Here is a 12,648-nt window from a genome sequence, read left to right as displayed (position 1 = left end):
AGTCATGATTTATCGTTGATAAATTTGTAATTAAAACTTTCTTTCGGCAGATGCCATCCAATCTTCCAGGGCCTTCCGTTGGTCTGCGTTGTTTTGCAGCCACTTTGCTCCTGTTGTTTTATCGGCGCTTAAGCCAATTAATTTAACCGCCGTTGAAAAGCTTTGAGATTGTGACATCTTATAAAAAAAGCTGCATAGTAATTCCAAAAGAAGGTTTGTCTGCCTGGTTTTTCACCAAGTTTGCCAACCGCCGTAAAAATGTTTTTCAACTGGGTTTCCAGCTGACCGCCAGAAACCGAAACGGCGGTGCTTAGGGTTTTATTTAGTAACAGGGTTTCCGGATCTGCTTTTCCTGCTTTCAGGTCGCCTCCCTTTAGTAAACTTTGCAGGTTGGTATAAGCTTCGTCGGCGCGCGGGCCTTCCGGGTCGAGCAGCAGGAAGCTGCACAGGCCCATCAATGCCGGTACCCTTTTGTTTTGGTGGAAAGTTACCAGCCCGTATAAGCGTTGGCTATTAGCATGTTTAGGATCGAGTTTAATGGCTTCAATGGCAGCCAGCTCGGCATCGGCATATTTTTGCGCGCGGAAATAGGCTATCCCCAGGTTAAAATACAGCGGCTGATACCCCGGCTTCAATTTGATCCCCTCTTTATAAGCGTCGATGGCCTGTTGGGGTTGATGTGCAGTATCATAAATGCTGCCCATTAATTCATAAGCAGGGCCTGTTAGGTCGCCACCTGTTTTTATCACTTTGTTGAGATAAGGTACCGCTTCCGCACCCTTGCCCGATGCATTGAGGCTGAAGGCAAGCTGGTAGTTGGCCTGCGCATTATCTGGCTCGGCAGTAAGTGCCTCTTTGTATTTTTCAATAGCCGCCGAATAATTTTTTTCGCTGTTAAGTTTGATACCCTCCTTAATAATACTATTGACATCCGTATTTTGAGCATGCGCCAACCCTGTGCTAAGCACGAGGGCCATAATAAACAAGCCTTTTTTCAACAAAACCATACTTAAACATACTAATTGTGCTAACTAACAGAAAATTTTAAAACTTTAATCAATACCTGCTGTATAATTTCTAATTTTCGCATTCGTTTAGTGTGAGATAAATTGATTTATGAGATTAGTGTACAAAAGCCTGGTAGTGTTTGCTGCCCCAGTGTTACTGTTAGCCTGTTCATCCAAAAATAAAAATAACGACCAATCGCAGTCGCAGGTTGCCGCCAGGCCGCTTGATACTACCGCGTTGCTGGCCTACAATCCTAAAAATGCCGATAAAAAGATAGATGCCGTAATGCAGGAGCTGCACCGTACCCGCGGTTTTAACGGTAATGTGCTGGTGGCAAAAAAAGGAAAAATAGTTTATGAAAAAGCCATTGGCTGGGCCGACTACCTGCATCGCGACAGCCTGAAAATCGGTTCGCAGTTTGAGCTGGCTTCGGTAACTAAAACTATGACATCAACCGCCATCCTCCTGCTGATGGAACGCGGCAAATTGAAGCTTGACGATGACGTTAAAAAGTTTTTCCCTGATTTTCCCTACGATGGTGTAACCATTCGCTTGTTACTTACCCACCGCTCGGGTATGATGAATTATGTATATTTTATCGACGATATTTACCGGAAAAATCACCTGAACCAGCGCAAAGGACTTACCAATGCCGAGGCTATGAAAATGATTGCCGATTATAAGCCAACACGTTTCAATGAACCGAATAAACGCTTCCTGTATAACAACTCCAACTTTATGGTGCTTGGTTCCATCATTGAAAAAGTGAGCGGAATGAGCTATGCCCAATTTATGCAGGAAAATGTGTTTAAACCAGCCAGTATGGCACATACCCATGTTTACTCAAAAGCGGTTTATGATAAAATCCCGGTTGATGTTGTGGGGCATGACCGCGGCCAGTGGCGTTATTCGGTAGTGCAGAACTTTTTGGATGGCCCCGTAGGGGATAAAGGCATTTACAGCACGGTTGGTGACCTGTTCCTTTTTGATCGTGCTTTGCGCGCGGGGTTGTTATTAAAACCAGCTACGCTTGATTCGGCCTACGTGCCACGCAACCCGATGGTGCACGGACATTTCAACTACGGCTACGGCTGGCGTACATTTACAGCACCGGGCGAGGAGGTAATTTATCATACCGGATGGTGGCATGGGTTCAGGCATATTTACCTGCGGGATATGAAACACGACATTACCATAGTATTGCTTACCAACCTGGCCAACGGGAGTTTATTAAAGCTCGATGACTTGTTTAAAGCTGCTGGCATGCCTATTGTACGTAAAAGTGCATACAATGGTAATGGCGATACCAGTGACGATTAATTTTTTTGGAATGGTTGATTGAAGTTATTGGGTGAGTGGTTTTAATAAACCGATTGATCATTTTTCCTCTATCCGTATTCCAACCATTCACCTAATTAACCACTTACTAAAAACTAAAAAATCATGTTTGATAAATTAATGGAAGCCCAGCAAAAGGCTGGCGAAATGAAAAAACGCCTTGATGCCATCAGTGTATCAGGCACAGCCGAAGGCGGCAAAATAGTTGTGAACGCAAATGCCAATAAAGTGATCCAATCGGTACAGATCGATCCTGATTTTTTAGCCGATGCCGATAAAGAAGAACTGGAAGAGTTGTTGGTTGTTGCGGTGAACAAGGCACTTGAACAAGCCGAAAACATCAGCCAAAGCGAAATGGCTGCCATGACCCAAAGCATGTTTGGCGGCTTAGGAGGCCTGGGTAATATGTTTGGTAAATAAAATTATCCCATCCCATCTTAACAATGTCATTTCGATGAGCGAGGGCGGGCAACAGCGGCAGCGCGAAGAGAAATCGTATACGCCATTCATAACAAAATATTCATGGCGGGTTCACAGACTTAGGAGATTCCCCCTCGCCCAATGCACAAGTCAACATGGCTCGCTCTAAATGACATTTTCTTTAAACTTGCAATTCTCTCTGTCTGTTTGAACACCTATGTGTAACTTTTCTGCCACTAAATCAAATCGTTGACATAACTGTTTACTTTTGATCAGATCATAAAATAACATTCTATGAAAACTACTTATTATGGCCAGTCGGCCCTTGAGATTGTAGCTGGTGGAAAGAAATTGCTTTTCGACCCATTTATAAACCCTAACCCACTGGCAAAGGATATTGACATTCACAGCTTACAACCCGATTATATCCTGGTATCGCATGGGCATGGCGACCATGTGGCGGATCTGCTGGAAATTGCTAAAAGTAGCGGTGCAAAGGTAATTTGCATTGCCGAAATTGCCGGATGGCTTGGTACTAAAGGCATTGAAAATGTGCATGGCATGAACATAGGGGGCGGTTTTAACTTTGATTTTGGTAGGGTTAAAATGGTAAACGCGGTACATTCAAGTACCTTGCCCGATGGCTCGCCGGGCGGTAATCCTGCCGGATTTTTAATTTATGCAGAAGGGAAAGTGATCTATTTTGCAGGCGATACTGCGCTTACCTATGATATGAAACTCCTGGCCGATGAAAATCTCGACTGGGCATTTCTGCCTATAGGTGATAATTATACCATGGGTGCGGATGATGCCATTAAAGCGTCGGCGTTTATCAATTGTAAAAACATCATTGGCATTCATTATGACTCATTCCCGGTTATCAAAATTGATAAGGATGAAGTAACAGAGAAGTTTATCAAAGCAGGTTTGAATTTGAAGTTGCCGGCTATTGGTGAAACTATTGAGTTGTAGAATCGATAGAAATAAAATAATCGTCATTGCGAGGCACGAAGCAATCCCCTATTAGCAGGCAAATCCCTTTGTATAGTTCGCGATTGCTTCGTGCCTCGCAATGACGGTAGGAGATGTACAAACAGCAAAAGGCCCGGTATTACCGGGCCTTTTGCTGTTTGATACCACCGGGCTTAAAAGTTCCGGCTTCCGACTAAAGACTTATTTCCTTTTCATCTTCATAGTGTCTTTTTTCATGATGGTATCTTTTTTCATTTTCCTCGTTTTCTTCTTCTTGGTTGTATCAGTTTGCATAATGCCTTTTGACGGGCGAACCATTGTACCATGAGCGAAAACGCTGCTGAACGAGATCGCTGCTAAAGCGATCATACATAGTGCCTTTTTCATAGTTGATTATGTTTTAGATGGTTAGTTCTATCTATAACAAATTAACTATGGTTTGTTTTTTTATTTTTTAATTAAATAACCGTACCGCTTGGTATTATAGCGCGCTTCTTAACTACCACAATACCGTCCTGCACGGTATGAGTGCCGTAATCGCCGTCTTCAAGCTTCTCGCCGCAGTTAATGGTTACATTGTTACCGATGTATGTATTTTTATCAATAATGGCGTTTTGAATATGGCAATTATCGCCGATGCCCATAATTGGCGAACCGCTTTCTTTGCATTCGGCAATCTCCTCAAGAGTTTGATAATTGTCGCTGCCCATTACGTAACAGTTTTCGATAATGGTATTAACACCAATGCGGGTGCGGATCCCTATTATAGAATGGATGATCTGTTTGGCATTGATAATACAACCGTCGGCAACAATAGATTTTTCCATCAGCGTGCCTGATATTTTTGACGGAGGCAACATGCGCGCACGGGTATAGATCGGGTTTTTATCAAACAGGTTAAACTTGGGGATGTTATCAGTTAAACCCAGGTTGGCCTCAAAAAATGAAGGGATAGTACCAATATCTGTCCAGTAGCCTTCATATTGATAGCTGGCTACGCGATGGCCTTCAATTGATTGTGGGATGATCTCTTTACCAAAGTCGGTACGCTCGTTGCCTTCAAGCAATTCATATAACAATTTGCGATTAAAGATGTAGATACCCATTGACGCCAGGTATACACGGCCTTCAGCTTCCATCTCCGGACTAACCTCTGACGCCCAGCTTTCGAAATTGCTTTTGGGTTTTTCGATAAATGAGGTGATCATGTTGTTTTCGTCAGTTTTCAGGATCCCGAAGCCCGGAACGTCAGCTGCATCAACAGGGATGGTAGCTATCGAAATTTCGGCATTGGTTTCGATATGATGGTTGATCATATCTTCAAAATCCATCTGGTACAATTGATCGCCCGACAGGATCAGCACATACTCAAACTCATGCACCGCCAAATGGTGTAAGCTTTGCCTAACAGCATCGGCCGTACCCTGGAACCAGGCCACGCTTGACGGCGTTTGCTCTGCCGCAAGAATATCAACAAAAGCATCGCTAAAGCTGCTGAAATGATAAGTGTTTTTGATGTGCTTGTTTAAGGATGCCGAGTTAAACTGCGTCAACACATAAATACGCGTAATACCCGAGTGCAAACAGTTTGAAATGGGAATATCCACCAAACGATATTTACCCGCAATTGGAACTGCCGGCTTTGACCGCGTTGCGGTAAGCGGTGATAAACGGCTGCCCTGGCCGCCACCGAGCACAATGGAGATTACTTTGGATGTCATAAAGTTAGTTTTAAGCTTTCGTATAGTTCAGTGTATTGTTGTGTTGAGCGTGCCCATGAAAAATCAAGGGCCATCATTTGCTTGCGTAGCTGCTGCATTTTTGCGCTATCCTGGTAAAGTTGTTTTGCCCTGAAAACCGAGTGGCAAATATCTTGTACGCTGGCCTGTACAAAGCGGATCCCGTAGCCTCCCTCATCGCCAAAATCAATGACAGAATCTTTCAATCCACCGGTGGTACGTACAATTGGCATGGTGCCGTAACGCAGCGCATACAACTGGTTAAGGCCGCAAGGTTCTACGCGTGACGGCATTAACAGGAAATCGGCCCCCGCATAAATTAAGTGTGCCAATGACTCGTCATAACCAATAAAAACATTACAATGCTCAGGATATTTATTTTTAAGCTGAAGCAGCGCCAGTTCATTTTCCTTATCGCCGGCTCCTAATATTACAAAGTTTACTTCGCCTTCGTTTTCGAGCAGGCTGCGTTCAATAGCGGCAGGCAGCAGATCTGCGCCTTTTTCAACAACCAGGCGGCCGATAAAAGTAAACAATGGTTTTTCGGGATCGAGCTCAAAGCGTTTGCAAATAGCTTCTTTATTAGCCCTTTTGCCTTTAGCCAATGTTTTAGTTGAAAATTTGGTTGGGATCATTGGGTCGGTTTGCGGGTTCCAAACCTCGGTGTCGATGCCGTTCATGATACCGTAGCCCTTTGCCCGTTCAATGTAAAACAGGTACTCCAAACCATTGGAGTTATAAGTAAGCTCCTCCAAATAAGTTGGAGACACCGTTGTATAACGCCAGCTGCATTTAACCGCAGCCGCCAGTGGATTGATCCCGCCGGCCCAGTCAAGCAAGCCTGTTTTGGTCAGGTCAATTTCAGGTAATAAGGATAGTCTGTCCCAGCCGAAAGCGCCGTGGTACTGGCCGTTGTGTATGGTAAATATGGTTGGGGTATTGGCCAGCCTTGTATATAGCTTGGAATGATAAAGTAAAAACGGGACTAACCCGGCGTGGTGGTCATGACAATGGATCAAATCGGGCGTTTGCTGTGAATAACTGATCCAATCTAAAAATGCCAATTGAAAAGCCATGAACTGGTCACGCTCATCAGGGTAACTGTAGATATTTTCCCTGTCGAGCAAGCCAGGAATTTTTACTAAATAAAGTTCAAAACCGAGTTTGTTTGTTTTCTCTTTCAATATCTCGAAGAAAAGTCGGCGATTACCGAGTAAGGTTGCAGCAGCAAACACAATTTCAAAGTCGTTTTCCTGGGTAAACTTACGATCGTAAAAAGGCATAACAACCGCAGCCTGCAAACCTGCAAGGTTCTGGTACTTAGGCAATGCGCCAACAACATCGGCAAGCCCGCCAACTTTAGCAACGGGATAGCACTCGGCACTCAAATGGTATATTTTCATTCAGGTTTTATTGGCTCAATTTAAGCAAAGATTACCAAAAGAGAAACCTATGAGAATTAATATAGTTTTGGAAAATTTAGATAAAAAGCGCTGAAATTTTATTATCGTTAAGATGTTATAGTTGTAAAAATGATAGGGAAAAGGAAGGATTGAGAAAGCACCTGCGCTTACGAATTATTGCTATAACCGGTACACTAAGGATAAAAGTGCAGGAAAGTGCGATTACCCTCTTGAGAGCTGAGGAACGGAGTGTCTATGCTTTGTTTTTTTAACACAGAAACACAGCCCCGCCTTTGCTCTTCCCCGCGCTTACCCTTGAGAGCGAAGTTTTTTAAATTGATCAAAACTCAAAAATACCCCCAAGTGTCGGCTGCACATTCCCGCCTTTGCGGTTAAGCAATTTGGTTTGAATGTGCGACGGGTCGCCTGGCTGATCCTGAAGGTTTCCTGAAGCATCTTTCACCGCAACTACAACCGGTTGTTCCTTATAGGTATGAGCTGTTAAATTTTGAATGTCGAAGTAAACGTTGAACGTGTAATGTTTAAAATAGTACTTTTTATCAACCCGGGCGTCAAGCTGGTAAAAAGGATCTAAAACCCGGCCGTTCAATTGCGTGTAATTGAAAATTCCCTGCGGATAGGTACTGTAATTTGTTTTAAGTGACGATAGCTGCTGATCATAAGGCGTGTACGGACTGCCACCTGTAAACCTGAATTTAGCACCTATTTCCCAGTTGCGTTTAAGGATTTTGCCGGCGGTCATGCTTAAAATATATCGACTATTCCAGGATGATTGCACATAGTTGCCATTTTTGTTCTGAAACTCGCTTTTAAAAAGTGTAAGCGCGAAAATGCCATAAAAACCTTTGTTTAGCTTTTGCTGTGCGAAAAACTCCACGCCATAACTACGGCCGTTGCTTTCGCCAACAACCGCATCGTTACCAATAACACCAAAGTCGGCACCAAGATTAGCCAGCGGGATGGAATCATTCAATTGACGAATAACAGGATAATGTTTGTAATGTTTATAAAAACCTTCAACCGTAAAGCGGGTGTTTTTAAGCGTATTATACTCAAAACCTAATACCAGCTGTTTGTTTTCAATATAATTTACATCCCGGTTTACCAAACGATTAGTGCTATCCCGATAGCCCATAACAGTATAGGCCGGCAACTGGTAATAAATGCCAGTATTAAAATTGATGCTAAACTGATCGGTAAAGTTATAGGAGGCAGAGAAGCGCGGCGAAAAGGTTTTTAGCAGGTTGTTCATCCGGCTTGAATAGTTGTTGGCATCGGCCCTGGCACCGAATGAGAGTGATAGCTTATTGTCAAAAAATATTCGGCTGATTTGGCCAAACAGGTTATACTTAAAAAAATTAATCTTTGATTGGTAAATATGGTTGCCGAAGGGTAGCAGGTTAAACGTATTGGTACTGTAAGACGCCGTTTCTTCGCCGGTACCGAAGTTTACACGATAATTGCCCGCCTGTTCGGTATGCTCAAACCTGAATTTGTTCTCTGCCTCGGCCGACCGGTAATTGAGCGTTTGGCCCAAACTCTCGTCATTATCCCTGAATTTTTGGGCTCCATTATCCAAATAACTGCGACTAATCACCACTTGTGAAAAGCCATGTTGCCCAAAGTGTTTATAAACCGCACCAACTGAATAGTTTTTCTGATCGTTGGTTGGGATTGTTGCCAAAATGTACTGGTTTTCTTCGGTTGGATCGGTGCCGAAGTTGAGCTTAAACTTATCGAGCGCGCCGAGGCCGATGAGTGTAAGCTCATTTTTGTTGTCGAATTTGGTTTTAACCTTAAACTGAAAATCCTGGTATGATGGTAAAAAAGGCAGTTTAAGTAATTTAAATAAACCTTGCAGGTATGAGTAACGGTACGATGCCAGATAGGTGGTTTTTGAACCCAGCGGACCTTCAATAGTAGCACCAAAATCGCTCGAGCCGATGGTAAGGGTGGCCCCCATTCTATCCGACCGGCCATTTTTTTGGTTGAACTCAAATACAGAACTTAAAGCATTGCCCCGGTTTGAGGGAAAAGCCCCCGAATAAAAATTAACCTCTTTCACAAAATCTACGTTGATCAGGCCAACTGGTCCGCCGGATGAGCCCTGTGTGGCAAAGTGGTTGATGTTAGGAATTTCTACACCGTCGAGATAAAATCGGTTTTCGTTAGGTGCTCCCCTCTTATAATAATATCATTACGGAAACTTACCGGCGCCGAAACACCGGGTAACGATTGGATAACTTTTGAGATATCACGATTGCCGCCAGGGTTTCGCTTAATTTCGGATACGACGATGCTACGTAATGATACCGGGCTTTCAAGCGTTTTGTTGAGGCGGCTGCTTGCCGTAATTTTTACCTCATTAAGGCTGGCTACCTCCTCATCAAGTGCTATATCCACAATAGTAGCCTTAACGTTATTTACCTGGATATCTAACGAGGATTTGCTTTTAAAACCGATTTTTGAAAACGATAAGCCAAAATTTCCCGGTTTTAAGACAATCTTATAGTTGCCGAGTGAATCGGTGATTGTACCGATGGATGATTGATTAATAACCATTACAGAAACTCCCGGAAGTGGTATGTTTGAAAGCCCGTTGGTAACAGTCCCTTTAATAACAGCTGTTTGGGCATTTGATGATGAAGATGTAAACAAAGCACAAAGATATATTATGCTAAGTTTAAGTAACGCTTTATTCACCGGTGCCTCCGTTGTAATGGTTTGTCATGGAGCTTAATATATTAAAGCGATTTTTGCTTTCATAGTTTTATCAGGAAAATGTGCGGGCAAATAAAATGGGGATAAACAAGGCCGATATCCCCATTAAAGTCTGAGGACTTAGTGCGCTTCAAGCCAGTTCAAACCAGTGCCGATTTCAACCATGATGGGTACCTCGGTTTTGATAGCGTTTTTCATGTGATGCATAATGATCGGTTTCACGATCTCTACTTCATGATTCGGAACGTCAAACACCAACTCGTCATGTACCTGCATGGTCATGCGGGTATCCAGCTTTTGTGCCTTAAGTTCTTTGTGGATATTGATCATGGCAATTTTGATCATATCGGCGGCTGAGCCCTGTATTGGGGCATTGATAGCATTTCGCTCGGCAAAACCGCGAACGGTTGCATTGGCCGAATTGATATCGCGCAAATAGCGGCGGCGGCCCATCAGCGTGCACACGTAGCCATTTTCGCGGGCGAAGTTCATGGTATCGCTCATGTATTGTTTAATGCCGGCAAACTGCACAAAATATTGCTCGATGATCTCGGCAGCCTCCTTACGCGGAATCCCCAGGCTTTGTGATAAGCCAAAGGCCGACTGGCCGTAAATAATGCCGAAGTTAACAGCTTTGGCATTACGGCGCTGATCGCTGGTTACCTCGTCAAGCCCGATGCCGTAAACGTTGGCAGCTGTTGCCGTGTGGATATCGTGGTTATTGATAAAGGCCTGCATCATGTTAGGGTCCTTACTGATCTCGGCAATGATGCGCAGTTCTATCTGCGAATAATCCGCAGAGACGATGGTATGGTTGCTATCTCTCGGGATAAAAGCTTTCCTTACCTCGCGGCCGCGCTCGGTACGGATAGGGATATTTTGCAGGTTGGGGTTAACGCTGCTTAATCGGCCTGTTGCGGCAACAGCCTGGTTGTATGATGTATGTACCCTGCCTGTTTTAGGGTTTACCATCTGCGGCAGCGCGTCAACATAAGTCGATTTTAATTTTTGCAGCTGGCGGAAATCAAGAATATCACGCACAATATCGCTCTTGGCAGCTAATGAAAGCAATACGTCTTCTCCGGTTTGATACTGGCCGGTTTTGGTTTTTTTGGCTTTAGGGTCAAGCATCAGTTTCTCGAACAATACTTCACCCAGTTGTTTTGGCGATGCAATGTTAAATTTTACGCCTGCTTTTTCATAAACTGTTTTTTCATATTGGGCAATATCTGTTTCCAGTTGCTTGCTAAACTCACGCAGGGTATCATGGTCTATTTTCACACCTTCGTACTCCATATCGGCCAGTACGTAAATAAGCGGGTGCTCTATTTCATTCACCAGTTTTTCGCCCTCTACCTCTTTTAGTTTAGGCTCAAAAATATCTTTTAGCTGCAGGGTGATATCCGCATCCTCGGCGGCGTATTCTTTTATTTTTTCAAAATCCACATCGCGCATATTGCCCTGGTTTTTGCCTTTGGGGCCAATAAGTTCGGTTATAGAAACCGGTTTGTAGCCCAGGTAATTTTCCGACAGGATATCCATATTGTGGCGGGTATCCGGATCAAGGATGTAATGGGCCAGCATGGTATCAAACAGAGTTCCTTTCACTTCGATGTTGTACCATTTGAGCATCAGGATATCAAACTTAATGTTTTGCCCTATTTTGCCGATATTTTCATTTTCAAGCACTGCTTTAAATTCGGTAACAATGCTTTGTGCTCCCGCCTGGTCGGCAGGGACGGGTACATACCAGCCCTGTCGTGGTTTAACAGAAAATGACAAGCCTACCAGTTCGCAATGATTAGGATCGGTACCGGTGGTTTCGGTATCAAAGCAAATGGTTGGCTGCTGCGCTAATATGTTGATCAGTTCGGCCCGTTTTTCAAGGGTGTCGGCCAAATGATACTCATGCGGCGTATTGTTAATATTTTTGGCAGCGATGATCAGGTCCTCACGAATATCTTCCACATCAACCGTCATGGTGGTGCGACCAGTTGCTGTTGGATTGCCAAAAAGATCGATCTGGGTTCCGGCCGGTTTCAGTTCAGTAATACTGAAATCATCACCAAATACACGCTTGCCTAAAGTACGGAACTCTAATTCGGCAAAAAGCGGCTCTAATAGTTCCTTACTTGGAGCGCATACTTCGAGGCCTTCTTCATCCAGTTCAACAGGTACATTTAGCAATATGGTAGCCAGTTTTTTCGACATCAGGCCCTGCTCTTTAAACTGTTCAACGTTTTCGCGCTGCTTTCCTTTAAGCTCATGGCTATGCTCAAAGATGTTTTCCATTGAGCCATATTGCTTAATGAGGGCTTTTGCCGTTTTTTCGCCGATGCCCGGAATACCCGGAATGCCGTCTACCGCATCGCCCCATAGCCCTAAAATATCTATCACCTGGTCAACACGCTCAATCTCCCATTTGGCTAATATCTCTTTCACTCCTTGTATTTCCATCTCGTTGCCCATGCGGGCCGGTTTGTAAATGAAAATATTATCTGATACCAATTGGCCAAAATCTTTATCGGGAGTCATACAATAAACAGTGTAGCCCTTTTGCTCAGCTTTTTTTGCAAGGGTACCGATGATATCGTCAGCCTCGTATCCATCCGACGTGATAACCGGGATGTTAAACCCCAATATGATTTTTATAACATAAGGTAAAGCCTTTGCCAAATCTTCGGGCATGGCTTCGCGGTGAGCTTTGTAGCCTTCAAAATCGGTATGTCGTTCGGTTGGTGCTTCGGTATCAAAAACCACGGCCATGTGGGTGGGAGCCTCCTTTTTCAAAACATCCAGCAGGGTGTTGGTAAATCCCATCATTGCTGAGGTGTTTAGCCCGTTTGAGGTAAACCGTGGTGTTTTACTTAAAGCAAAATGCGCCCGGTAAATAAGGGCCATGCCATCCAAAAGAAATAGTTTTTTCATAATATCATTGACACTAATTGCACGAATTTAAGCTAATTGACTCGAAATTTTTGATGCCGGTGTTTATGCAAAGAACACGATTTTTAATGAATTGCATG

General features: G+C 43.8%; 10 protein-coding genes. 3 read left to right on the top strand and 7 right to left on the bottom strand.

Translation table 11 applies throughout. From position 1 onward, the window contains the following. Positions 1-137 precede the first annotated feature (137 nt). Complete coding sequence (locus tag ACRQ5D_RS07130) at positions 138-977, bottom strand: tetratricopeptide repeat protein (protein ID WP_431199318.1); 840 nt, start codon at positions 975-977, stop codon at positions 138-140. 139 nt (positions 978-1,116) lie between these two features. Here ACRQ5D_RS07130 and ACRQ5D_RS07125 point away from each other — a divergent pair, with 139 nt between their 5' ends. From ACRQ5D_RS07125 to ACRQ5D_RS07115, 3 genes are all read left to right on the top strand, one after another. Beyond that, complete coding sequence (locus ACRQ5D_RS07125; protein WP_091167012.1) at positions 1,117-2,328, top strand: serine hydrolase domain-containing protein; 1,212 nt, start codon at positions 1,117-1,119, stop codon at positions 2,326-2,328. A 123-nt stretch (positions 2,329-2,451) separates the two neighbouring features. Then, positions 2,452-2,766: a YbaB/EbfC family nucleoid-associated protein gene (locus ACRQ5D_RS07120; RefSeq protein ID WP_091167015.1), complete on the top strand. Its 315-nt coding sequence runs from the start codon at positions 2,452-2,454 to the stop codon at positions 2,764-2,766. 294 nt (positions 2,767-3,060) lie between these two features. Next, positions 3,061-3,738, top strand: coding sequence for a metal-dependent hydrolase (locus ACRQ5D_RS07115; protein WP_091167018.1), 678 nt, complete (start codon positions 3,061-3,063; stop codon positions 3,736-3,738). 201 nt (positions 3,739-3,939) lie between these two features. On the opposite strand, the gene ACRQ5D_RS07110 is transcribed toward ACRQ5D_RS07115, so the two are convergent. From ACRQ5D_RS07110 to polA, 6 genes are all read right to left on the bottom strand, one after another. Continuing rightward, positions 3,940-4,125: a hypothetical protein gene (locus tag ACRQ5D_RS07110; protein WP_091167020.1), complete on the bottom strand. Its 186-nt coding sequence runs from the start codon at positions 4,123-4,125 to the stop codon at positions 3,940-3,942. A gap of 71 nt (positions 4,126-4,196) precedes the next feature. Then, positions 4,197-5,459 carry a glucose-1-phosphate adenylyltransferase gene (locus ACRQ5D_RS07105; protein ID WP_090532368.1) on the bottom strand — a complete coding sequence of 421 codons (1,263 nt, stop codon included), beginning with the start codon at positions 5,457-5,459 and terminating at the stop codon, positions 4,197-4,199. Beyond that, positions 5,456-6,880: a glycogen synthase gene (locus ACRQ5D_RS07100; protein ID WP_091167026.1), complete on the bottom strand. Its 1,425-nt coding sequence runs from the start codon at positions 6,878-6,880 to the stop codon at positions 5,456-5,458. The genes ACRQ5D_RS07105 and ACRQ5D_RS07100 overlap by 4 nt, the downstream gene beginning before the upstream one ends. 340 nt (positions 6,881-7,220) lie before the next feature. Further along, the gene (locus tag ACRQ5D_RS07095) at positions 7,221-8,966 is read right to left on the bottom strand and encodes a TonB-dependent receptor plug domain-containing protein (RefSeq protein ID WP_431199317.1); all 1,746 of its coding nucleotides are present in this window, start codon (positions 8,964-8,966) and stop codon (positions 7,221-7,223) included. A gap of 74 nt (positions 8,967-9,040) precedes the next feature. Next, complete coding sequence (locus tag ACRQ5D_RS07090; protein WP_431199316.1) at positions 9,041-9,604, bottom strand: carboxypeptidase regulatory-like domain-containing protein; 564 nt, start codon at positions 9,602-9,604, stop codon at positions 9,041-9,043. Positions 9,605-9,742: 138 nt separating this feature from the next. Then, positions 9,743-12,550, bottom strand: a complete 2,808-nt coding sequence (gene polA, locus ACRQ5D_RS07085) for a DNA polymerase I (protein ID WP_091167032.1) — start codon at positions 12,548-12,550, stop codon at positions 9,743-9,745. Positions 12,551-12,648 lie beyond the last annotated feature (98 nt).

It is taken from the genome of Mucilaginibacter sp. P25, from assembly GCF_050859465.1.
Taxonomy (GTDB): domain Bacteria; phylum Bacteroidota; class Bacteroidia; order Sphingobacteriales; family Sphingobacteriaceae; genus Mucilaginibacter; species Mucilaginibacter gossypii.
This window is presented reverse-complemented; position numbering and strand designations above follow the sequence as displayed.

Coding starts and splice junctions, on each gene's coding strand:
- ACRQ5D_RS07130 (WP_431199318.1), bottom strand. CDS start 977: ATGGCCCTCGTGCTTAGCACAGGGTTGGCGCATGCTCAAAATACGGAT.
- ACRQ5D_RS07125 (WP_091167012.1), top strand. CDS start 1,117: ATGAGATTAGTGTACAAAAGCCTGGTAGTGTTTGCTGCCCCAGTGTTA.
- ACRQ5D_RS07120 (WP_091167015.1), top strand. CDS start 2,452: ATGTTTGATAAATTAATGGAAGCCCAGCAAAAGGCTGGCGAAATGAAA.
- ACRQ5D_RS07115 (WP_091167018.1), top strand. CDS start 3,061: ATGAAAACTACTTATTATGGCCAGTCGGCCCTTGAGATTGTAGCTGGT.
- ACRQ5D_RS07110 (WP_091167020.1), bottom strand. CDS start 4,125: ATGAAAAAGGCACTATGTATGATCGCTTTAGCAGCGATCTCGTTCAGC.
- ACRQ5D_RS07105 (WP_090532368.1), bottom strand. CDS start 5,459: ATGACATCCAAAGTAATCTCCATTGTGCTCGGTGGCGGCCAGGGCAGC.
- ACRQ5D_RS07100 (WP_091167026.1), bottom strand. CDS start 6,880: ATGAAAATATACCATTTGAGTGCCGAGTGCTATCCCGTTGCTAAAGTT.
- polA (WP_091167032.1), bottom strand. CDS start 12,550: ATGAAAAAACTATTTCTTTTGGATGGCATGGCCCTTATTTACCGGGCG.